Origin of the sequence: Pseudomonas sp. IT-P218, assembly GCF_949767605.1 — a bacterium.
Taxonomy (GTDB): Bacteria; Pseudomonadota; Gammaproteobacteria; order Pseudomonadales; family Pseudomonadaceae; genus Aquipseudomonas; species Aquipseudomonas putida_AE.
Genome location: NZ_CATKQQ010000001.1, coordinates 103,835 through 127,164, shown reverse-complemented (window position 1 = coordinate 127,164; position 23,330 = coordinate 103,835). Strand labels below are relative to the sequence as shown.

The following is a 23,330-nucleotide window of genomic DNA, read 5'->3' as shown; positions in this document are numbered from 1 at the left end:
AAAGCCCACGATATGGTGGGCTTTTTTGTTTTTTACAGAATTATGGATTGGGGTGCAGACCGTCTCCCGAGGATCAACTGTAGGAGCTGGCTTGCCAGCGAAGGCGGCCTCACAGCCGAACCATCACTCGCGGATGTACCCGATCAACTGTGGGAGCGGGCTCATCTGTACAACGCATTCATTCAGACGGCACGCGTCATCGTTGTCGACCATCGCTGCGATGCGGCGACCCGACAAGCCAGCTCCTACAGGAGATCGGGTACGGCCGCGGGAGATTGAATGGATTACGCCGGGGTCTTGGCCTGTCGATGATCGGCAAAGAACGCCTTGCCCTGGCTGATCCGATCCGACGCCTTGGGCATGTTCACCGCCTGGGTGTCCTGCGCGTCTACATACCAATAACAATGGCTCACGGCCCGGGTAATGCCCACGTAGGCCAGGCGCAGGATCTCGTCTTTCTGCGCATTGTCGTAAGGCTCGCTATCGCCAGCCTTGCCCAGGCCCGCCATGCGGTATACCTGGTTCTTGTACGGTGAACGGGTCAGGTGCTGGCAATCGCCAAGCAGGAACACCGCGTCCGCCTGAAGCCCCTTGGCGCTGTGATAGGTCAGTTGCTTAAGGCGCCGGGCTTCATACGGCAAGCTAGAATCCACATTAACTACGGATTGAATATGCTGCTCAATCAATGACTTATCACTGCTTTTTCGATAAAGCATCAAGATTGAATCACCCTTGCGGTAGTGCTCCATCAGGCGCTGGGCCATGCCTTGGTCGTCCCGGTCCAGCACATTGACCGGCAGCAAAGTCTTCGGCTCGCCGCTGGCCTTGGCCTTCTTGCCGGCAATCGCCGGCGCGGCCCGCACGATGTGTTCGGCGGCGTCGATGATGTGCTGGTGGCTGCGATAGTTGTCGCTGAGCATGACCTTGGTGGTGCTGGGCGACGAGAACGTCTTGTTGAATTCCATGAAATAGGTGGGCGAACTGCCGCGCCAACCGTAGATCGACTGCCAGTCATCCCCCACGCACAGCAATGACGAGTGCTGGGCGCCGCGTCCTGTGTGCATGGCCGGGCCGCGGCTGCGGATCTCGACCAGGCTGGCGCGGATCCACGAGACGATTTGCGGCGAGACATCCTGAAACTCGTCGATCATCAAGTGCGACAGCGGCCGCAACAGCTCGTCGCTGAGCAGTTTGAGGTTCTCCGGTGAATGTTCGCTGAACAACGCGAACATGCGGTTGTAGGTCATGACCGGCGGTTTCTGGTCGAGCAAGTGATCTTCCAGGGCTCGCCAGTACAGGCTCAGGGCCTCGAAGAAAAACCGGTCCGGGTCATCCTTGGCAAAGCTCATCTGGCCCACCGCCGTCGGCACATCCAGGCCGAGGTTTTCGATGAACCCGGCGGCGGCGACAAAACAGTCCAGCAACGGCGCAGACGCAAGCTCTCCCTTGACCTTGTAATCGAAGCCAGGCCCGGCGCTGGCGTCGCCGCCAAGGGAGGCCAGGACACGCCTCGACGATTCGTAACTATCCAACCATATCAATGGCTTACGACAGAAAGCTTGAAACAGGGTTCGCTTCACCGCCGATTCCGCACGCAGTGTCAGCTTGGCGTTGGGCCGGGTCAGTTGTGGATTTTCCCCAGGGTCGAAACCCAGCACCACCCAAGCATCAAGCGACGGAATGTAACCGTGGCAATGAAAGGCGCTGCCATTGATATCAAAAGCCTGGCGGTTGGGTTCGATACCCTTGATCGGCCAGGCGCCGGCGCGGAACCACAGGTCTTCCACCAGGTCGCAGAGTTCTTCATCGCGTTTGGCCGCCAACTCGGTGACGGCCACGCGTTTCTGCACATCGGGGTGGTCGCGCTCCAGCTCCTTGAGTTGCAAGGCGTGGCGCGACAACGGCTGGATCAGCTCGCGAAAACGCTGATCGCGGCTGTGCAAGGCGTGATAACAGGCGTTGAGTTGCTGACGCTGGGCGTCATTGATACGCAGGTCGAACGGGTTGCTGTCCACTTCGTCATCCGCGCCTTGGGCGCGGTGACTGAGGTTTTCGAAGGCTTGCAGCCGTTCGAAGCCCGGCAGGCTGCGAACCATCGGCAGGATCCGCGAGTGGAAGGTGCGCACCAGGTCACGCGCGTCCCTGAAGCTGATTACCCGCCCCCAGAGCGCGAACAGCTCGATCAGTTTATTGATGAAATCCTTGCGCGACTCGCGGGTAAAGGTCACCACGGTCATCGAGCCCAGCTCGAATCCCAGGTAGTGGTGGAGCAGCAAAATGCGCAGGACCAACGTCGTCGACTTGCCCGCGCCCGCTCCGGCAATCACGGAGGTCGAAGGCGTGTCACTGAAGATCATCTTCCACTGCGCGGCGCTGGGCTGGGCATATGCCGGCAGCAGCCGGGCGACGTCGGCCTTCACGCGCTTCTTCAATTCGGCGCTCAATGGCAGGCGCCAATCGTCGAACAGATGCTCATCGATGTTCGGTGGCCGGTGCTCGGTGCTGCGCGAGTCGCGAATCAGCAGGACCTGCCGGCCCTCTTCGAGTCCTTCGAGCTTGCCTTCCTTATATCCGTAATCCACCCCGGCGATATGCCCACTGCGAAAACCGTCTGCCTGGCCATGCAACCAGGACGCGCGGTGCTGCGCGCGCAGGCGTGTCAGGCCATGACCAAAAAAGCGCGCGGCCAGGCGTTTGAGCAGTGGCATTTCAGCCAGGGGGCGAAGTTCAGGCGGAAGATCGGGGGTGTGTTGCGGCACGCGGACGGACTCCAGGGTGTGAGGCTGTTGAGGGCTATGGTGTCTGTATTTGCCGTTCAGTTCTAGTGAAATGCTTAGGACTCATCGACTTATGCGCGATATTGAAGGTTGTATAAGATCCATTTGAGGTAACTTCCTATCAAACTATTCGATGATTATGAGGCACTTTTTACGCTTTTTATCGATTATTGCCTGATGGATGATGCCCGTCATCAACCACCGGTCTCGATTCGTGGCCAGGCCCTTGCGCCCCATGACGAACCTTACAGGAGACGATCATGCTTGAACTCAGACCTTTCAACTCGCTCGGCGGCGCTCACCATGGCTGGTTGGATGCCCATCACCACTTTTCGTTCGCCGAATACCATGACCCCAAGCGCATGAACTGGGGCAACCTGCGGGTATGGAACGATGACGTGATCGCCCCGGGCACCGGTTTCCCGCAGCACCCGCACCGGGACATGGAAATCATCACTTATGTCCGTGAAGGGGCGATTACCCACCAGGACAACCTGGGCAACAAGGGTCGCACTGAAGCCGGTGACGTTCAGGTCATGAGTGCTGGCACCGGGATCGCCCATAGCGAATACAACCTGGAAGCGACACCGACGCGGATTTTCCAGATCTGGATCATCCCGAACGAATCCGGCCTGGCACCCTCCTGGGGCGCCAAGCCGTTTCCCAAAGGCCAGCGCGAAGGGTTCGTGACCTTGGCCAGCGGCAAGGCCGGGGACGATCAAAGCCTGCGAATCCGCGCAGATGCGCGACTGGTGGCGGCGAACCTGAAGTCTGGTGAAACGGCGGAATATCACTTGGACAACGGCCGTCGCGCTTACCTTGTTCCGGCCACGGGGGTCATTGAAGTCAATGGCTTGCGAGCACAAGCTCGAGACGGTGTTGCGATTGCCCAGGAGCAGGTGTTGCGGGTGACGGCGATTGAGGACAGTGAGATTGTGTTGGTGGATCTGGCTTGATTCGGTAAATCCTAAGCACCGTTGGTGCCTGGACTACCGTCTTCGCTGGCAAGCCAGCTCCTACAAGGTTGCCTCAATCCTGTAGGAGCTGGCTTGCCAGCGAAGGGGCCATCATTTATTTCGAAGATATAGCGCCATCCACCAGGGTCTGGGCCTCAGCCACCAACTGCTTGAGGTGGTCGTCGCTCACGAAGCTTTCCGCATAGATCTTGTAGATGTCTTCGGTGCCCGACGGACGCGCCGCGAACCAGCCGTTTTCGGTCATGACCTTCAGGCCGCCAATGGCCTGGTCATTCCCCGGGGCGTGGCTGAGGATGGCCTGGATCGGTTCGCCCGCCAGCTCGGTCGAGGTGACCTGATCCGGCGACAGCTTGCTCAGCAGTGCCTTTTGTTCCGGGTTGGCCTTGGCGTCTACCCGCACCGAGAACGGCTCGCCCAGTTCATCGGTCAGGGCACGATAAGCCTGGCTTGGGTCGCGACCGGTACGGGCGGTCATTTCAGCCGCCAGCAAGGCCGGGATCAGCCCGTCCTTGTCGGTGCACCAGACGCTACCGTCCTTGCGCAGGAACGAAGCCCCCGCGCTTTCTTCGCCACCAAATCCCAGGGAGCCGTCGAACAGGCCATCGGCAAACCACTTGAAGCCCACCGGCACTTCGTACAGGCGGCGTCCCAGGCGCTTGGCCACGCGGTCGATCAAGCCGCTGCTGACCACGGTCTTGCCCAACGCGGCATCTGCTCGCCAGTGCGGGCGGTTCTGGAACAGGTAATCGATAGACACGGCCAGGTAGTTGTTCGGCGCCAGCAGACCGCCAGAGGGGGTCACGATGCCATGACGGTCGTGATCCGGGTCACAGGCGAAGGCCACGTCGAAGCGTTCCTTGAGGCCGATCAGCCCCTGCATTGCGTGGCTGGACGATGGGTCCATTCGGATCTGGCCATCCCAGTCGACGGTCATGAAGCGGAAGGTCGAGTCGACCTGCTTGTTCACCACGTCCAGGTCCAGACGGTAGTGCTCGGCGATCGCCGACCAGTAGCGCACGCCTGCGCCTCCCAGCGGATCGACGCCCAGGCGCAGCTTGGCATCACGGATGGCGTCGAAATCGATCACATTGATCAGGTCGGCGACATAGGTGTTGAGGTAGTCGTGACGATGGGTGGTACTGGCCTTCAGCGCCTGCTCGTAGCTGATGCGCTTGACCCCGGCGAGTTTGTTCGCCAACAGCTCATTGGCCTTGGCTTCGATCCACTTGGTGATGTGGGTATCGGCCGGGCCGCCATTGGTCGGGTTGTATTTGTAGCCCCCGCTTTGCGGCGGGTTGTGGGACGGGGTGATGACGATGCCATCCGCCAGGCCCGAGGTACGCCCGCGGTTGTAGCACAGGATCGCATGGGAAACGGCTGGGGTCGGCGTGTATTCGTCACCTTCGGCGATCATCACTGTCACGCCATTGGCAGCCAGTACTTCCAGGGCGCTGGCGCCGGCCGGCGTGGACAAGGCGTGGGTGTCGATGCCGACGAACAAGGGGCCATCGATGCCCTGGGCCTCGCGATACAGGCAGATGGCCTGGCTGATCGCCAGGACGTGCCATTCGTTGAAACTCAAATCGAACGAGCTGCCCCGGTGCCCGGAGGTGCCGAAGGCCACTCGCTGGGTCGAGATGGCGGCATCGGGCTGGCCGGTGTAATAGGCCGTGACCAGTCGCGGGATGTCTACCAACAATTCTGCCGATGCCGGCTTGCCCGCAAAAGGACTGAGTGTCATGCGCAACCTCTGAGATAGAGTTCAGGAATTGGAACGGAGTTTACTGGCAGTTTGACCTAAGCGCGATGGAATCGATCCATCGGCATGATTTTACCTGGGCTCAATCAATGGCTTCCAGGCGCAAGGCGTCCCCCAGCAAGCCCAGCGCGGCGGCCAGGTCCTGATCGCTGCCAACGCCATGGCTCAAACGCAAGTGTTGCCCATGCAAGCCTTGCAGACTGAACAGCTCGCCGGGCGCAACCACCACCTGTTGCCTGAGCAAACGCTGGAACACCCGGCTCATATCGACCCGGCGCAGCGAACGCAACCAGATCGTCGCGCCGCCCTGGGGCTCGACGTACTGCAAGGCGTCGCCCAGTCGCTCCTGGAGCAGCCGGGTCATCTGGTCCTTGCCGTCCTTGAGGCGCCGACGCAATACCTGCAGGTGTTGATCGATGCGTCCGTTGCTGTACAGGCGAGCGATGGCTTTCTGGCGAATCGGCGACAGGCGAAAGGCTCGTAATAGAAATTGCCGCTGCAGCTCGCCGCTCATATGGCGAGACAGCAGATAACCGTAAGGCGCTTCCGGGCCGATGATCTTTTCGAATGCGGAAAACACCATCAGGCGCTCCGGGGCCAACAGCTCGCGAAATCGCAGTAGATCGGGCTCAAACCCGAGTTCGCCATAACTATCGTTTTCCAGCACCCAAGTGTCATGTCGGCCCAGCAATTGCGCGATCGCTTGCCGGTTATCATCGGGTGCCTTGCTGCCCCGGGGCATGTTCAGCCCGGACGACACCATCACCAATCGCACCGGCTGCTCTTCCAGCAGGTCTCTGAGGCGCTTGCAGTCCAGGCCACCGTCGCCCAGCAGCGGCCATTCGATCACCTTCACGCCGGCTGCCTGGAACAGGCGCAGAATCGCCCAGTCACACGGCGACTCGACCACCACCGTCGCGTCCTTGAGAGCCAATACGACGATCAGTATTTCCAGCACACCGCGTAGATCGGCGCCGATGTAGACATCATCGGCATGCCAGCAGCGCACCGGCGAGGTGGTATAGCGCGCCGCCAACGCGGTACGCAGCTCCAGTTCGCCGCAGGGCTGCGCAGACGGCTGCGGCTGGCGCGGGTATTGGCGCAGCAGCTCCCTTTCCAGCAGCAACAGCGGGCTGTCGAGCGGTTGCAGCAAGGCCGGTTCATCCGCGCTGAGGACCAGCATGGCGGGAAGACGGGCGTTGACATAGACGCTCTCGAGCAAGTCATTGCCATCGTACAGCATGCTGCTGGGCGCGACCGGTAGCGCGTAATAACCGGACTTGGCCACCGAATAGACCCGCCCCTCCTTTTCCAGAAGCGAATAAGCGTACTGGATGGTCGAGATCGACACGCCCAGGCGCTCGGACAGCTCACGCAAGGATGGCAGGCGTACGCGACTGTCGCTCACGGGTTCGCTGATCAGGCAGGTCAGGTAACGGTAGACCGCCTGGTAGGCGAAATCGGTTTCACGCTGTCCTTTCATGACAGGGGGCCCCATCCGTGGCGGTGGCCGCCACGCACATTCGAAAGGGCCGGCAACATGCGCATGATCAACGTCCTGCCGACCATTGAGCGGTCATCGACGCCTCGTCGCTTGCCTGCACTGGCACCGAGGCCTCGCTCGCGGGCGGGTTCATCGACCTGCCCTGTTCTGCCACCGGCCCCATGCGATACAACCTGCCGATCAGGCTCACAGGCAAGCCGCTGACATCGACCATCCACTGCAGGATCTGCTCCGCGACCGGATGCCCCTGCATGGCCCGGTGCAACTCGGGCAAGGCCACGAGCATGCCCGGGTGACATAGACGCAGGAAGCGCTCGAGGGCCGCGCCCTGCTCGACAAAAGGGGCAAACAGCAGGCACACCCATTGCGCCTCGTTCAGGCCAAAGTTCTGCTGCGCCTCCTCGGCGATGCGTGCGCGCTGGCCGGCCAGGATCGCCGGGTTGCCGTACGCCTCCTCTGCCCGTTCGTACAAGTATTCCTCCAGTTGGTTACGACGCATCATCACCAGGGCGCGCTGCAGGTAGTGAGCAACACCTGCCTCATAGGTGCCGCCCTGGACGAAGCCGGCTTGCAACCCGCGCAGGTGCGCCGAGACAGCCACGCTGACGAACTGGTTTTCGCCAAGATGAACCGCCAGTTCATCGGCCTGGAAACCGAGAAACTCGGTCAGCAACGGCCAACGATCTTCAAGGTGGCTGACCAGTACGTCGTGAATATCGATGTAGGTAGTACGACGACAGGCTTCAAACTGTTCAGCCGGACGCCAGGTCTCCTGGCCGTAGTCGGCATAAAACGCCTGGTAACAGTCACTGCCCAATTCATCGAGCAGCATGAACAACCCGCCGTAATCCGCCTCGTGACGGTTCGACGTCTCGAGACCTGCCTTGGCGGCCGCGCGCTTGAGCCCTTCGATAAAGCGCTTCTGCTGGCGCGGCGAGTCGCCACTGACCAAGGCATCGACGCCATGGTTCCAGCGGGCGATCTGTCCATGGAACTCGCCCGTGGCCAGATACCCGTCGTCCAACAGATCAAGAGGCCCGTCCACGGCACGACGATGGCCGATCATCAGCAGGTTCGTCCGATTGGCTTCACGCCCGGCGCTGGTCACCGGTGCCTGGTGATCGAACGGCATTACCTCACGGTTATCCACCATCAACACTTCGACTCGGGGATCGTCGTAGAGGAACAAAGCGCTGTAGCTGCGATGGATGTTATCCAGCGCCAATTGGCTCATGCCATTGAGCCGCAGGGTCGCGACCCGCAACTGGAATGTCGCGGGCGCCCGACTGGCGATCGTCAGCTGCGCGGCACGCAGCAGTGCCAAGGTGTAGCAACTGTCACGCGAGCCACACTGGATGGCCAATACCTTGAAGCCACCGATCCGATCCATTCCTCCGGCGGCGACAGCCAGGCGCTGTATCAACAACTGCAATGCCGTGCGCTCGGCACGGGAAAAAAAACTCAGCAGTCGTTGCAGCACTTGTTGATAGACATAGTTCATCGCCTGATCATGGATATGGGTCATTTTCTATTTACCTGATATTCGTAAGTTCGACACAGCGCAAACAACTGCACGCACAGCGCAAAGGGATGCCTGAATGGGGATTAATTACTGGACTTTATTACCAAATGCTAACGCTAAAGTTTTTGGTCAACATTTGAAATAATTGATCGCCAGAAGCGAGACAGCCACGCAATGGCTTGCGCGCAGGCTCTTGGCCGCAGCTTGTGACGATTGCCTTCGGCATCCTAGGAAATGTCTGACAGCGTCCCACAGACATTTAATACAAATAATGAGGAAAGAAGCTTCTCGAAATAATGTGGCGACCGCACAACGATTCACTAGTTGTCGAACATGGGTCAACGACGCGCATTGAAAAGTTTCGGCTAGATACCTGGCCATGACTCATTCCTTGAGATGAAAGTAATCATGCAATTATCAGTACTTGGATGTTGATTAGAAGCTACAGATCGAGAGCAAAAACCGGTTCAGTTGCTGAACCGACCCACCTTCAGGCTGGTGGGACGTCTCATGTCGGGGGGAAAGGCGCTCAAACGCAAGAGTCCGTGCAGGCACGGACTCTTTGAGGGGGGATCAGGCAGGTTCGACTTGCAGGGCAACCCTTTCCCGGCATGGGCATTCGTCCATGTAGCGGTGCGCCTCGACAAACTCGGCAAACGGGAAGACCCGGGTCTTGAGCGGCAGCAATACGCGATCGGCAGTCATCTGGTTGATGTCGCGCAAGGCACGTTGCAGTGCGACCTGATCCTGGATGATGCCCAATTCCGGCTTGCCGGTGAAGTTACCGATGCAGTGCACGAAGAACTGAATGTTCTTCTGGAACGCCGCACACGCCGGGAATGGCGTCTGGTTGCCGCCTTGCAGGCCGTACAGCACCAGGCTGCCGCGAGGCGCCAGTACGTCGCCGAGCAGGGACATCTGAGGGCCACCCAAACCATCGAACACCACGTCGACGCCGCGGTTGTCGGTGATCTTGTTGATCCGCATCAGCAGGTCTTCTTCCTCGGTGACGATGACTTTCTCGGCACCCAGCGACAGCAGGTATTCACGCTCGTCCGCGGTCTTGGTCGCGGCGATCACTCGAACACCCAGGGCCTTGCCCAATTGTACGAACGAAGGGCCGGCGCAGTGACTGGCGTCGGTGACCAGGGCAAATTGCCCGGGTTTGACCCGCGCCAGATCAACGTAGCCAAAATAGGCAATCAACAGCGGCGTGTAATGCACGCTGGCTTCGATCGGGCTGAGCACGTCCGGGTAACGCGACAGCGACGAGCGCGGCAGCACGATCAGCTCGCCGTAGACCGGATAATCGTTCGGGCTCTGGGCCGGGAAACTGGCGACCTTGTCACCGACCGCAAGGTCATCGACACCCTCACCGACAGCGGTGACGATACCGGCCATTTCCTGGCCAATACCGGCTGGCAAGCGAGCGTGTGACGACGCCAGGTTCTGCCGCCAGAGCGTGTCGTACCAGCTGATGCCAATGGCTTCGACGCGCACCTGCACTTCGCCCGGTGCAGGCAGGGCCGCCGCATGCTCTTCGCATTTGAGCACCTCGGCTGAACCAAACTTGTGAAAACGGATCGTGCGGGACATCGCAAACCTCGCCAATTGAACCTCTAATGCCTTGAACTCTAGCTGGGCTTTCAACCCAACACTATCAGTGGCTATTAATAGTCGACATGCCTGTCATTGATTCCGCAGCTGCGGCGACATCGTCAAATGTCGCAAGAAACCGAAGCAGCCTTTTTGGGAAAACTGAATTACCCGGTGCAGAGTACCAGCCTTTGCCCGTAATATTCCTGCTGGCCATTGTTCCCATATGGCCGCTCACGTCAAGTTTGCTGACTCTGCCAGGACTCAAGATGAATCGTAATGACCTGCGTCGTGTCGACCTGAACCTGTTGATCGTATTCGAAACCCTGATGCACGAACGCAGCGTGACCCGCGCCGCGGAGAAGCTGTTCCTCGGCCAGCCGGCCATCAGTGCGGCGCTCTCGCGCCTGCGCGGGCTGTTCGACGACCCGTTGTTCGTGCGCACCGGTCGCAGCATGGAACCGTCCGCGCGGGCGGTCGAGATCTTCGCCCTGCTCTCTCCGGCGCTGGATTCGATTTCCACCGCCGTCAGCCGTGCCGCCGAGTTCGACCCGGCCACCAGCACCGCGGTGTTTCGCATCGGCCTGTCGGACGACGTCGAATTCGCCCTGCTGCCCATGCTGCTCAAGCGCCTGCGCGCCGAATCGCCGGGCATTGTGCTGGTGGTGCGACGGGTCAACTACATCCTGATGCCCGGCTTGCTGGCCTCCGGCGAAATTTCCATCGGCGTCAGCTACACCACCGACCTGCCCGCCAATGCCAAGCGCAAAGTGTTGCGCCGCAGCATGCCAAAACTGTTGCGAGCCGACACCGTGCCTGGCCCATTGAGCCTGGATGACTTCTGCACGCGCCCCCATGCGCTGGTGTCGTTCGCCGGCGACCTCAGTGGCTTTATTGACGAAGAGCTGGAAAAGCTCGGGCGCAAACGTCACGTGGTGCTGGCGGTGCCGCAGTTCAACGGCTTGAGTACCCTGTTGAGCGGTACCGATATCGTCGCCACCGTGCCGGACTATACGGCCGATGCGCTGACGGCGGCTGGCGGGGTGCGGGCTGAGGACCCGCCGTTGCCGGTGCGCAGCTTTGAATTGCACATGGCGTGGCGTGGGTCCCAGGATAATGATCCGGGGGAGCGTTGGTTGCGGTCGCGGATTCAGATGTTTTTTGGGGATCCGGATAGCCTGGCGTAGGCGCCTGAGCGTCACCCGTGACGCTGGCCGAATTAAAACGGCGTTAGCTCAGCAACTCGACGTTCTCGTCGATTCGGCCTTGAATGGTATCAAGGGTGTCCTGGGTAATATCGCGCGGGTACATGTCCTGGGCGATGGCAACGAACTGGCTCGCGACGCGGCAAATGCTGTCAATGATGCCGCCAGCAATCTCCACTGAGACCTCTGCCTCATCTGCAAGCCTGATCATCGCACCTCGATCAATCGCCATCGCCTCGCCCATCACGTCCATCTGGTGATAACCGCCCGGTCCCTCGCAGAACGTCACGTCGTAGGCTGGCGCCAGCTGCCAAGCACCGGACCGCGACATGACATAGGCAAAATTTTTGGGGTGGTCGTCCCGGTTGTTGAACGCGACATTGAAGACGGCACGCTTGAAGGCGATGGCTTTCTCTCGTACGTCGTTGGTGCACATCTGTGTCGCCCGCAAGAAGTTGACATAGTCCAGGGCCCCCGGCGACCTGTAGTCAGCCCCGGTAAAGGCTGCAAGGCTTTGCATGGGCACGCGCTGGCCGTCCAGGCGATCAAAGCGTTTACTCGCGAAGGCTGCCAGCCCATTGGGCAGATTGAAGTGCTGCGTGTCCGGGGTCTGGATGCCGCACCTGCGCAGGCACTCGGCATAGACCATTTCGATAGCACAGACTTCAGGATGCTCTTCCTTTGCCGGGAACTTGATCAGCCAGGCTTCGAGGTCCGGCTTGGCGGCGGTGGTAAAAGCCCCCGTTTGAGGATTGCGATAGACCAACGCCTTTGGCCTTGCGCCTTGTGGCGAGCCCCCCACCAGAAGCAATGTCTGCAGGAATTCCCCGCCTTCACCCTTGAGAACTTCCTGAACTTCAGCCGCCAGCAACTCAAGGGGGATATGCGCTTGCGGCTGCTGCCCCTCGGGCGCTAGGGGCTCGAACGACATTGCCCCCATGGCGTTGTTGCCAATAAAAGCCAGCCGCTCCAGAGGTCCTATGCGTGCCGTATTGAGGCCGCGGCGCCGGATCAACCGGTCCATCAGCAACATGCCCCAGCCGTCAGGCAGTGAGTCATAAACTGGCCCTGGCAGTGCCAGCTGGTGGGACGCAAAGCCTCGACGCAACTGGGGTCCCGCCAATGGAAGCGTGTAGGACGAAAGCTCCAGGCCTCTAGTCTTCGCTTCATTGCTGTACTCAAACACAATCTGTGGGCGACCGGTGATGGCAGTCGTAGACACGAGCGTGCCCCACAACCAACGCTCACCCCAACCATCGTAGTAGACGTCAACCTGCTCAAGCATGGTCGGTCTTCCTTTTGATCCGATGACGATTGACGGTGTTCTCGTAGCGGCGAATGTCTTCAATGCTGTCCAGCTTTGGCAAGAACAGTGCTTCGAGCTCCTTGGTTCGTCCAAGGACCATGGCCACACGAATCACGTTCTCCAACCCGACATTGCGCCCGGCTTCGAGGTTCGACACGGTATTGGTGCCGATACCGGCGCGACCGGCCACATCGGCTTGTGTCATCTGCTGAGCCAGCCGCTCCGTGCGCAGGCGCTCGCAGAGCCGCTTGACGATCTCATTCGGCTTACTGAAGCTTAAATCCAACATAACGGGTCTTCCGTCGATTTACGCCACTTAATACCCAAAATTATAGAATTATCATCCATCGAATTCAAGAAACATAATTCCCTTTAATTGTGGCTTATTTTCTAATGAACCGGATAAACCACACAATTCAGGAATTAATATTAATTTGGGTTCACCCTGCCGAATGGCTCACGCCGAATGCAGCACATAGTGCACGGAGTAGCCTCCAAGCCGTTGCTCCAGCTGTTCGCGCCGCCCAGCATCCAGACCGGGCACTCGAATATCCACCCGCTGCCCATGGCGATCATCACTAAGCACTTCCACTTGGCCATCGGCTGCCACCTGCCAGACCTCCTCCTCGAACACCCGGCGGATCGCATCCAGGCGCAAGGCGGGCTTGAAGGTCTTGCCCACGGCCGTCAACGGGATCTGGTCGATCAGCCAGATATTCTTGGGGAGCGCGGCACGCTCGTGAATGTGTTGTATGGCGTGCTCCATCAACTCGGCTTCGCCCACCTGCTCACCGGCCTTGAGCTGGACGTAGACCACCGGCAGTTCGCCGGCCTTGATGTCAGGCTTGCCCACCGCAGCGGCCAGCGCGACCGAGGGGTGGTGATGCAGGGCTTCCTCGATCACCTGCGGGTCGATGTTGTGGCCGCCGCGGATGATCAAGTCCTTGCTGCGACCGGTCAACCAGATGTAGCCATCGCGGTCGATGCGCCCCAGATCGCCCGTGTTGAACCAGTCGCCGTCGAGCCACAGACCCTGGTTCTTGTCCGCTTGCAGGTAGCCCTTGAATACCGTAGGGCCGCGCAGGCACAAGGTGCCGGCCTCATCCGTCGCGGCGTCACGCAGGTAATGGCCGTCACCATCGAGCACGACGATCTTGACCTGGCAATACGGCAGGCGCAGGCCAATGGAGCCGGGCCGGCGCTCTCCGTCGCTGGGGTTGCACGCTGTGGCGCAGGTGCCTTCAGTCAAGCCGTAGCCTTCGATGATTTTCAGTCCCGTGCGGGATTCGAACTGACGGATCAGTTCCACGGGCATGGGGGCCGCCCCGCACAGGGCAAAGCGCAAGCTCGAGACATCGATGCCGTCGTTGGGGATCTGGGCCAGTGCCGCATAGATGGTAGGGACGCCGCTGAAACTGCTGACCCGGTATCGCTCCACCAGCTTCCAGAAATCCTTGATGAGGGTCGGATTGCGATAGCCCTGCGGACCGGCGAGCAAGACTTGGGCGCCATAGGCAAAGACGGCGAGCCCGGAGACCATCACCCCATTGACATGAAACAACGGCAGCCCGCATAGCAGCACGTCATCGGGCACATAGCGACCGTGCAGGCCAATGATCTCGGCCATCGCCACCTCGTTTGCATGGCTGTGGGGTGCCAGCTTCGGCGTACCCGTGGTGCCGCCCGTGTGGAAGTAGGAGGCGATGTCGTCCGGGCGGATCACTCGCGCGCTTTCCAGATGGTCATCGGGGCAGGCAGCCAGCAGTTCGTCGAAGTCCAGCACACCTTCCGGCATGGCCGGGCGCTGGGCCTTCACGGCACTGCGTTGCGGCTCTGGCAGCAGGTTCGCCAGATCGACGGTCACGATAGTCGCCAGCTCTGGCAGGCTCTCGCGCAACGTGGCGACCTTCTGCCACAGGTCAGCACCGGGGAACGGCGCCAGGGTGACCAGCACCGTGGTATTGGAAGCGCGGATCAGTTCGGCGATGTGTTGCGGCTCCAGCAGCGGATTGATGGCATTGACGATCCCGGCCGCTTCGCCACCCCAGATGACAAAGTGGGTGTGTGGCAGGTTGGGTAGCAGAAAGGACACCGCCTTGCCTGGACGCACACCCAGGCGATGCAGGGCATTGGCGGTTTGCGTGACCTTGGCGAACAGCTCGGCGTAACTGATAGTCCAGGGCTGGTCCTCGATACTGCCGGTCGGCAAAAAGCTCAGGGCGGGCAGCTCGGCGTAGCGGCGTGCCGAACGTTGCAACAGTTCATAGGTGCTGGAAGGCAGGTCGCGCTGTGCCAGTGGCTGTTGTTGTTCCAGGGCTTCGATATCAATCAGCCGGGCGAGAGATACAGGTGCGGTCATGGTCTTGTCGTTCCGTCAATGAAGGTCCGCGGGTGTCAGCCAGCTTAGGTCAGTTCCTGATTATTGGCGCCGGCGGATGCGTGGTTGGAAACGCCTGCTCAAAGGCCCGGCATACCCGCAGCACCTGATCATCGTTAAACCGCGCGCCAACCACCTGTAACCCGATGGGCAAACCTTCGCTGGAAAACCCACAGGGCACTGAAGCGGCAGGTTGCTGGGTCAGGTTGAAGGGATAGCTGAAGGGCGACCACTTCATCCAGTCATCAAGCCCGGAGCCTGGCGGTACATCGTGACCGGCCTCGAATGCGGTAATCGGCATCATCGGGCACACCAGCAGATCGTAACGGGCGTGAAAGGCGTTCATGTGCGCCATCAGCTCGGCACGTGCTTGCTGGGCGGCGGTGAAATGCGCCAGGGTGGTGTGTTGGCATTGTTCGGTAAAGCGCAGCAGGCCCGGGTCGAGCAAGTGCTTCTGGGCCTCGCTCAGTTGCCCGGCCAAACCGACGGAACCCGCATGGACCACCGTCTTGAACAGTTCAAACGGGTTACTGAAGCCTGGATCGACCGCCTCGACCTGTGCGCCCAATTGCGCCAGCCTTTCAACCGCCTGATCGACCACTCGCGCCACCTGTGGATCGACGTCCACATAGCCGAAATCCGCACTGTAGGCGATGCGCAGGCCACGCAGGTCGGTGTTTTGCGCTAACCATGGCGTATGCCGTGGAGCCCCCAACAGGGCATCTCTCGGATCAGGACGAGCGACGGTCTGCAGGAACAGCACCGCATCCTCTACGGTGCGGGTCATGGGTCCCAGGTGGGACACCAGGGTGGTGGCGCTGGCCGGCCACTGGGGAATATAGCCAAATGTCGGCTTGAAGCCGAAGGTGCCGGTGAAACTGCTGGGTATGCGAATCGAGCCACCTGCGTCGCTGCCCTGGTGCAACACACCCAGATTGAGCGAGGCCGCGACAGCCGCGCCACCCGAAGAGCCACCCGAGGTCATGCGGGTGTCCCAGGGGTTGCGTGTAATGCCGTAGATCGGGCTGTCGGTCACACCTTTCCAGCCGAACTCAGGGCTGGTGGTCTTGCCCACGATGACGGCGCCTGCTTCACGTAGAAAGCCGGTGATGGGCGCGTCGACATCCCACGGCCCTTCCTCGCCAATCAGCAACGATGCTTTGCGGGTGGGCATGCCACAGGTGGCCGTCAACTCCTTTATCGAAATGGGCAAACCGTCCAGGGCACCGCAAGGCTCACCCTTGAGCCAGCGTTGTTCGGCACCGCGTGCCGCCTCGAGTGCGCCTTTCGGATCGGTGTAGCAATACGCGTTAACCTGCGGATTGAAGCGCTCGATGCGGGCCAGTGTGTCTTCGGCAACCTCCACCGGCGACAGTCGTTTGGCACGGTAATGCGCGAGCAGCTCGACGGCGCTCATGTCCGCAATGGCAGTAGCCTGTGTCATGGCAATGATCCTTGTGTTGCGCAGCAGGGGGACAGCCCCCTGCCCTCGCCAGTCAGTGATGTCAGGACAGGTAATCTTCGACCAGCGCCACCCAGCAGGCAGCCCCCAACGGAATCAACTCATCGTTGAAGTCATAATGATCGTTATGCACCGAGCAGCCATTGAACTCACCGGTGCCGTTGCCCAGTCCGAAGTAGCAGCCAGGCACTTCGTGCAGCATCCAGGCGAAGTCTTCACTGCCCATGGCCTTGAGTCCGACTGCGTCCATGATATTGGCACTGCCCAGCGCTGACCGGGCCGCATTGAGCAGGTGTTGTGTCTCGGTGACCGTGTTCACCAGGACCGGCGCCAGCAACTGGTAATCGATCGTCGCCGTCACACCGAACGAAGCGGCCTGGCATTCGACCAGGGTGCGAATCCTTTGCTCGACGAAATCACGCAACTGGGGGTCGAGCGTGCGCACGCTCAACTCCAGCGTGGCCGTCTCCGGGATGATGTTGACTGCGGTCCCGGCATGCACCTGGCCAATACTGACGACCGCCGAATCGTTGACCCCGATGTTGCGCGAGACCACGGTTTGCAGGGCGCTGATAATGCCGGCCAACGCCGGAATCGGGTCAATGCTGCGCTCCGGCATCGCCCCGTGCCCGCCGCGTCCGGTGAGCGTGATGCAAACACGCTCGGATGAAGCCATGACGGCGCCGCTCTTGATGATCGCCTGCCCCACGGGAAACCCCGGCATGTTGTGAAAGGCATACACCGCATCACAGGGAAAACGGCGGAAGAGCCCGTCTTCCATCATGGCCTTGGCCCCGGTCAAGCCTTCTTCGTCTGGCTGGAAAATCAGGTTCAGGGTGCCGTCGAACTGCGCGTGCAACGCCAGTTGCTCGGCGGCGGCCAACAGGGTTGCGGTATGTCCATCGTGGCCACAGGCGTGCATGACGCCCTCGCGCCGGCTGGCCCAGGGCAGTCCGTTTCTTTCCAGGATCGGCAAGGCATCCATGTCCGCCCGCAGGCCCAGGGTTTTCGTGCCGTTGCCTCGGCGCAGCACCCCTACCACACCACTGCCGCCGATGTGGGTATGCACCTCGTAACCCCAGTCTTCAAGGAGGCCCGCCACCAGCGCGGCAGTGTCGCGGGTGTTTTGCCCGAGTTCAGGCTGGGCGTGAATATCGCGGCGAATCGAGACAAAACGTTCGGTGCTGGCGTGCAGTCGGGTTTGCAGAAGGGCTTGGTTCATGGCGCATTCCTTGTTCTTGGATTCAGGGCAGAAGAAACGGCGTGCTCAGGCACGCCCGGGGTGTTCGGGGTAGAACCACAGCGCTACACCACTCAACACGATGGCGGCGCACAGATACCAGGCAGGGACGAGCGCGCTGCCCGTCACAGCAATCAGCCAGGTCACGATCAACGGAGAAAATCCGCCGAACAAGGTCACGCCGAAGCTGTAGACGATCGACAGGCCCGTGACTCGCTCATCTCGGGGAAAGGCTTCCATCATCAGCGCCAGGCCTGCACCGCCACCGGCGGCCATTGGCGCAATCAGCAGCACCACGGCAAGCAGGCACAGCAGGGTGTTTTGCTGGTCGAGCAACATGAAGGCCGGATAGGCGAACACCAGTTGCAAGCCGCCCAACCAGTACAACAACGGCTTGCGCCGCAGCAGGCGATCGGCGAAGCGCGACGCCAGGGGCGGAATGACGGCCAGCAGCACACAGGCCAAGGCCACCAACGCGTAGGCGAAATTGCCGGGGTAGTGCAAGGTCCGGGTCAGGTACGTCGGCATGTAGAACACCACCACGTAGGAGGTTACCGTGGAACTTGCCATCAGCAACATGCCCAGCCCCAACGTCCTGGCATGGGTTTTCACGAAGTCGCGAAATGGCTGTGGGTGGTCGATCTTCTCGTGGGTTTCATCCAGGTGCTTGCGGATGTACCAACCCACTGGGCCGATCAGCAAACCGATGATGAACGGCACTCGCCAGCCCCAGCTGTGCAGCGCCTCCTGGGACAGGACAGTGGTCAGCACCAGCCCGGTCAGTGCACCCAGCAAGGCAGCGGCTCCTTGACTGGCCCCCTGCCAACTGACCATGAAGCAGCGATTGTCAGTGCGCCCGGACTCCATGAGAAAAGCCGACGCCGCCCCCACTTCACCGCCGGCGGAAAAGCCCTGCAGCAAGCGCCCCAACACCAGCAACAAAGTGGCGAAGATCCCGATGCTGGAATACGTCGGCGCAAACGCGATGATGCCTGTGCCAACGGTCATCAGGCTGATGGTCAGGGACAAGGCTTGCTTACGTCCGTAGCGGTCGGCAAAGCGCCCGATCACTACCGCTCCCAGGGGCCTGACCAGAAATCCCAGGGCGAACGTCACCAGCGACATCATCAAGGATGCCAGGGTCGAGTTGGCCGGGAAAAACAGCTGGCCGATGATCACGGCGAAAAAACTGTAGACGGTGAAGTCGTAGATCTCCAGGCCGTTGCCCAGTGACGAAGCCACCACCACACGGCGCATCTTGCCGCTAGGCGGTGCGGCAAGGTCTGCGGGTGCGTAATCAAACGACGAGGAAGGAGCCGATGTGCTTTTCATGAATACGTCCCAAAAAAGTGGCGAGTGACAAAAAACACGCAGGCTCAACGCACCCCGGCCTGGCGCAAGGCATTCGGGGTGAACTCGGCCTCCACCGCCTTGACGTCAAACTGGAAGCTGCTCTTCTCTTCATTTTTCAGGCCCAACACCAGGTACCTGCCGCTGACCATGTCATTCAAGGTCTCGGCGGTGTAGAACGGCACCTGGTGGTTGTAGTAGGACTGCTGATGGGCTTCGGCGACGCGCCACAGGGTGTTGCGCCCGTCGTAGTGATCGATGACGGCGGCCTGCCACGAGTCTTCGTCGATGTAGAAGTCGCGCTTGGCGTACACGTGGCGCTGGCCCGGTTTCAACGTCGCGACCACATGCCATACGCGGTGAAGCTCATAACGCGCCAGCGCCTGATCGATATGGCCGGCTTTGGTGATGTCGGCGTATTTGAGCGTGGGAGCGTCGAGCTTGTAGCTGTTGTAGGGAATGAACAGCTCCTGTTTGCCCACCAATTGCCAGTCGTAGCGGTCCGGGGCACCGTTGAACATGTCGTAGTTGTCCACCACGCGCTGGCCATCGGTGCTGGCGGCCGGCCCGTCATAGGCCACCTGCGGTGCCCGGCGTACACGGCGTTGCCCGGCGTTGTAGATCCAGGCTTGGCGAGGTTCCCTGACCTGATCGAGGGTCTCGTGGACCAGTTCGACGTTACCCGCAAGGCGCGCCGGGGCGGTCACCGTCTGCTTGTTGTAGAACAGCACATTGCTCGCTTGGGACGGGTCGTAATCGGCCAGGCTTTCACGCAGTACGTATTGATGGTCGAAGGTCACCGGTGTCCCGACACCCCTGACGTCCGGGACAATCTGCACCATCTGGCGCTTCATGCTGTCGCCACGATAGCGAGCGAGGTGATTCCAGATCACTTCAAGGCCGTCCTTGGGAATGGGGAATGGAAACGCCTTGGTGAAGTTCTCCAGGCCATTGCCGCCGGCGACCAAGCGGGTATTCAGGGCATTTTTTTGCGCGGCCTCGACGATGCCCGGCGGCACGTTGGCGCTACGGTGGGTGGGATACACGTTCATCGTGTATTCGGGGTAGCGCTTGAACATGGCCAGTTGGCCTGGGGACAAGCGGTTTTTGTACTGGTCAGCGCTCTGCGCGGTAATGGTGAATAACGGACGCTCGTTGGCGAAGGGATCAGCCAGGAAGCCTTTACTGTCGATGGCCGCGGCGTTTTTCGGCAATCCCCCAGCCCAGGCTGGTATCGAGCCATCGGCATTGGCGCCCCGCTCGGCCCCTATCGGGGTCAATGTGGTGCCCAGCTTGGCGGCTTCCTCGGGCGGGACCGCCGCCAACGCGCAGGTACTGAACAGTAAGGTGAACGCACCGCCATGAAAAACCGAGTTCGAAAATCTCATCACTTGCTTCCCTGTTCTGATTGCGGGTTCAAAAGCTCACGCCGACGCTGAGCGCAACGAAGTCGCGATCCGTCGAAGTGTTGTAGGTGCCATCGAAAAAATCGGTGTACGAGAGGCTCGCGCTGTAGGTATTCCTGAGGTCGGCATCGAGTCCCACGCTGACGGCCTTGCTGCCCTCGTTGAAGTTGGGTCCGTACCCGTCCACATCGTGGGACCAGGCCACGCTGGGCTTGAGATTCACCCCGGCGAACACATTCGGGTAATCGAGATTGGCGCGGGCCCGGTAGCCCCATGAATTGGCGGTGTAGAAACCTTTGTCGTCGCAGTTTTGCGGGTTGACCGGGTTGGCGATGGTCGTGCAATTACGGTTATCGGGCAGTTCGCCGTTACCAAAGATGCTGTCGCGTCCGAATCGCAGGGCGCTGCCGTCGATATCGCCCAGATGGTTGAAGCCAACTTCGGAAACCAGGGTCAGCCGCTCGGCCGCCAACACCTGATCGAAAAATTGTGTGACGGTTACTTGAGCCTGGCTCACCGGCTTGCGCACATAGCCGTGGAATTCCTCGCCGGGCCGGGGCTGGGCGAACCCGCTGGTAAAAATCGGGCTGCCGAGGGCCGCCGCCATCGAGCCGGCGAGCGCAGAAATGGTCACATCGCTACTGTTGAGGGCCAACGGCATGTTGGGCCGGTAGCTGATTTCGCCCGCCACGGCGATCGCCCCTGCCGTCGTCGAAAAGCTCAGGCCGTAAAGCCGGATATCCTCCGGGTACTCGAGAAAGTACTCAGCCGTCGCCGCATGGGTGCCCGGCTTGATGGCAAAGGGGCTCACCCCCACCTTGCCACCCATGTAAGGCGCGCGGCTGTGATAGTTCAGCGCATAGGCGCCGAACTCGGTGTTGTCCAGCGCCTCGACTTGCCAGCGCAGGGCAATACCGAACTGGCCGCTGTCACGAGCGTCACGATCACTGCGGCGGGTGAAGTGGTACTGGCCGTTGGGGTCCGAGGGTGGCGAAAAGCCCATGCGGGTGTCACAGCCGTCTGCCAGCACGTCCGAGCCGAAGAACGTGCCGCAGTTGTCGACAACCGTCTGATCCCACTCCAGTTGATAGAAAACCTCGGCAGACAGGCTCTCGCCCAGGCCCTGAGACACATACACCATGTTGACGGGGATCAGCCCCTCTTTGATCTCCGCGCCCGGCCGGCGAAACGCGGCGACATCCGTGGGGTTGATCACGTTGATGCCGTTGCCGATGAAGGTGCTCTCCCCCCAACTGACCACTTGCTTGCCCAACCGCGCATTCCCCGGCTGATCGGCAATGAAGTAGTTGTGGTAGACGAAGGCGTCGAGCACTTGCGCGCCGGACGACTTGGCCGCTTCTTTGCGATTGTCGTCGCTGATCTGCAGGTAACGCCGGGTTTCATCCTTGAGTTCGAAGTCGTACCAGTACTTGCCCCGCAGGAACACACCGGTTTCGCCATAGCTGAGTTGCAGGTCGTGCACACCCTTGAAGATCTTCGAAAAGGTTTCACCCTTGCGAAAGTTCATGCGGCCATCGTCAGCACTTTGGCTGGAGGCGTGACCGCCATTCCAGGTACCGACGAAACTCGGGTCTGCATTGCGCAGCGCCCAACTGGTGCCGATGGATAACGAAGAATCGAAATGCCCCTGGACTTCGCCGACGTTGAAAGCGACGGCCTGGGCCTGGGTGCAAACACCGACCGCAAGGAGCGTGGTCAAGGTCAAAGACTGAAGCCGATCGAACTGGAACTGGTCTGCCATAAGCTTTCCCATCGTTTTTATTATTACTGGCAGTGCCTGTCGCCTGCCGGGCGATGTTGGCGCTGGTGAATCTTCTGGCAGCGTGATAAGAGTGTCCAATGCAAAGGTGAGCGGCTATTTATGCAATGAACGACTCAATCGATTTGAAACGGGTTCGCCATCTGGTCTACCTGAGTGAAGAACTGCACTTCTCCCGGGCGGCCGCGCGAGCGCACTTGTCACAGACTGCCTTCAGCCGCAGCATTCAGTCGCTGGAGGCGGATCTGGGGGTTCGGTTGTTCGATCGGGATACGCGCACGGTGCGGCTCACCACTGCGGGACAGCAACTGATCGGGCGGGCTCATGAGCTGCTCAGTTGTGCCAGTAAGATGTTGGCGCAGGCCAATGACCTGTCCGGCGCGGAAGGTGGGGAGTTGAGTTTTGGCGTGACCCCCATGGCCGCCAACCTCAACACGACCAGCGTGCTGGTCAAGCTAAGGCAGGAAATCCCCCGGCTGGTGTTGAACGTCCAGGTCAACTTCTGGGAGCATCTGTCCCATCAGCTGGAAACCAATCGGCTGGAGTTTGTGGTGGCAACCTTAAGGGCTGATCAGGAGTTTGATCCGCGCTTGTCCATTACTCATCTGCCGCCGCAACCGGCGTCGATCTTCTGCCGTCGCGACCACCCCTTGGCGCAACAGCGCCAACCGGTTTCACGTGCACAGATCCTGGAGTATCCGTGGAGCGGTGTCGTCGCCTCCACCGAGGCATCGGTGTACGCCTTGTTCGACCTGGAGCCAGGCACCCTGCTGCCCTGGACACTCAGCTCAAACGATCTGGATCTGCTGCGCGAAACCACACTCACCAGTGATTCGCTGCTGATGACCTGGCGCTCCTGGCTCGACAAGGACCTGCGCGACGGCCGCCTGGTGGACCTGATGCCTTTCATACAGCCGGGCTGGCCGGCGGATTTGCTGACGATCAGGAACGCCGTGGTGTGCCATGCGGGGCGAACGCTTGCGCCCATCGCTCAATTGGCGGTCGATCTGATTGTTGAGGATGCCCATAGATTGAGCTCCGTGTAGGAGCAGCCGGTCGACGCTCGATT

16 protein-coding genes are annotated in these 23,330 nt (G+C 60.5%); 3 read left to right on the top strand and 13 right to left on the bottom strand.

Annotated features, from left to right (window positions below):
* Window positions 1–284: 284 nt before the first annotated feature.
* Window positions 285–2,759: a UvrD-helicase domain-containing protein gene (locus ACM6I6_RS00525; protein WP_414919227.1), complete on the bottom strand. Its 2,475-nt coding sequence runs from the start codon at window positions 2,757–2,759 to the stop codon at window positions 285–287.
* A 278-nt stretch (window positions 2,760–3,037) separates the two neighbouring features.
* Here ACM6I6_RS00525 and ACM6I6_RS00520 point away from each other — a divergent pair, with 278 nt between their 5' ends.
* Window positions 3,038–3,733 carry a pirin family protein gene (locus ACM6I6_RS00520; protein WP_406591513.1) on the top strand — a complete coding sequence of 232 codons (696 nt, stop codon included), beginning with the start codon at window positions 3,038–3,040 and terminating at the stop codon, window positions 3,731–3,733.
* Window positions 3,734–3,848: 115 nt separating this feature from the next.
* On the opposite strand, the gene pgm is transcribed toward ACM6I6_RS00520, so the two are convergent.
* The 4 genes from pgm to ACM6I6_RS00500 all read right to left on the bottom strand — a co-directional run bounded on the left by pgm (window position 3,849) and on the right by ACM6I6_RS00500 (window position 10,135).
* Window positions 3,849–5,495 (bottom strand): phosphoglucomutase (alpha-D-glucose-1,6-bisphosphate-dependent), encoded by a 1,647-nt coding sequence (gene pgm, locus ACM6I6_RS00515; protein ID WP_414919226.1) that lies wholly within the window; start codon window positions 5,493–5,495, stop codon window positions 3,849–3,851.
* Window positions 5,496–5,595: 100 nt separating this feature from the next.
* Window positions 5,596–6,996 (bottom strand): PLP-dependent aminotransferase family protein, encoded by a 1,401-nt coding sequence (locus ACM6I6_RS00510; RefSeq protein WP_414919225.1) that lies wholly within the window; start codon window positions 6,994–6,996, stop codon window positions 5,596–5,598.
* Between the two features lie 67 nt (window positions 6,997–7,063).
* A complete protein-coding gene (locus ACM6I6_RS00505; protein ID WP_414919224.1) occupies window positions 7,064–8,542 on the bottom strand; it encodes a hypothetical protein in 1,479 nt (492 codons plus the stop codon).
* 570 nt (window positions 8,543–9,112) lie between these two features.
* The gene (locus tag ACM6I6_RS00500) at window positions 9,113–10,135 is read right to left on the bottom strand and encodes a zinc-dependent alcohol dehydrogenase family protein (protein ID WP_274075799.1); all 1,023 of its coding nucleotides are present in this window, start codon (window positions 10,133–10,135) and stop codon (window positions 9,113–9,115) included.
* A 269-nt stretch (window positions 10,136–10,404) separates the two neighbouring features.
* On the opposite strand from ACM6I6_RS00500, the gene ACM6I6_RS00495 reads away from it, so the two are divergent.
* Window positions 10,405–11,322, top strand: coding sequence for a LysR family transcriptional regulator (locus ACM6I6_RS00495; RefSeq protein ID WP_414919223.1), 918 nt, complete (start codon window positions 10,405–10,407; stop codon window positions 11,320–11,322).
* A 43-nt stretch (window positions 11,323–11,365) separates the two neighbouring features.
* On the opposite strand, the gene ACM6I6_RS00490 is transcribed toward ACM6I6_RS00495, so the two are convergent.
* The 8 genes from ACM6I6_RS00490 to ACM6I6_RS00455 all read right to left on the bottom strand — a co-directional run bounded on the left by ACM6I6_RS00490 (window position 11,366) and on the right by ACM6I6_RS00455 (window position 22,243).
* Entirely contained in the window at window positions 11,366–12,625 is a 1,260-nt protein-coding gene (locus ACM6I6_RS00490) for a type II toxin-antitoxin system HipA family toxin (RefSeq protein ID WP_414919222.1), read from the bottom strand.
* Window positions 12,618–12,935, bottom strand: coding sequence for a helix-turn-helix domain-containing protein (locus ACM6I6_RS00485; RefSeq protein ID WP_274075802.1), 318 nt, complete (start codon window positions 12,933–12,935; stop codon window positions 12,618–12,620). The genes ACM6I6_RS00490 and ACM6I6_RS00485 overlap by 8 nt, the downstream gene beginning before the upstream one ends.
* Before the next feature lie 168 nt (window positions 12,936–13,103).
* Window positions 13,104–15,005, bottom strand: a complete 1,902-nt coding sequence (locus ACM6I6_RS00480; protein ID WP_414919221.1) for an acyl-CoA synthetase — start codon at window positions 15,003–15,005, stop codon at window positions 13,104–13,106.
* 49 nt (window positions 15,006–15,054) lie between these two features.
* The gene (locus ACM6I6_RS00475) at window positions 15,055–16,467 is read right to left on the bottom strand and encodes an amidase (RefSeq protein ID WP_323607909.1); all 1,413 of its coding nucleotides are present in this window, start codon (window positions 16,465–16,467) and stop codon (window positions 15,055–15,057) included.
* Between the two features lie 61 nt (window positions 16,468–16,528).
* Entirely contained in the window at window positions 16,529–17,707 is a 1,179-nt protein-coding gene (locus ACM6I6_RS00470) for a M20 aminoacylase family protein (protein WP_323607908.1), read from the bottom strand.
* Window positions 17,708–17,752: 45 nt separating this feature from the next.
* Window positions 17,753–19,057, bottom strand: coding sequence for an MFS transporter (locus ACM6I6_RS00465; RefSeq protein ID WP_323607907.1), 1,305 nt, complete (start codon window positions 19,055–19,057; stop codon window positions 17,753–17,755).
* Between the two features lie 44 nt (window positions 19,058–19,101).
* Complete coding sequence (locus tag ACM6I6_RS00460) at window positions 19,102–20,463, bottom strand: DUF1329 domain-containing protein (protein WP_323607906.1); 1,362 nt, start codon at window positions 20,461–20,463, stop codon at window positions 19,102–19,104.
* Window positions 20,464–20,491: 28 nt separating this feature from the next.
* Window positions 20,492–22,243 (bottom strand): DUF1302 domain-containing protein, encoded by a 1,752-nt coding sequence (locus ACM6I6_RS00455; RefSeq protein ID WP_323607905.1) that lies wholly within the window; start codon window positions 22,241–22,243, stop codon window positions 20,492–20,494.
* A 125-nt stretch (window positions 22,244–22,368) separates the two neighbouring features.
* Between ACM6I6_RS00455 and ACM6I6_RS00450 the strand changes: the two genes are divergently transcribed.
* The gene (locus tag ACM6I6_RS00450) at window positions 22,369–23,307 is read left to right on the top strand and encodes a LysR family transcriptional regulator (RefSeq protein WP_323607904.1); all 939 of its coding nucleotides are present in this window, start codon (window positions 22,369–22,371) and stop codon (window positions 23,305–23,307) included.
* Window positions 23,308–23,330: the final 23 nt, after the last annotated feature.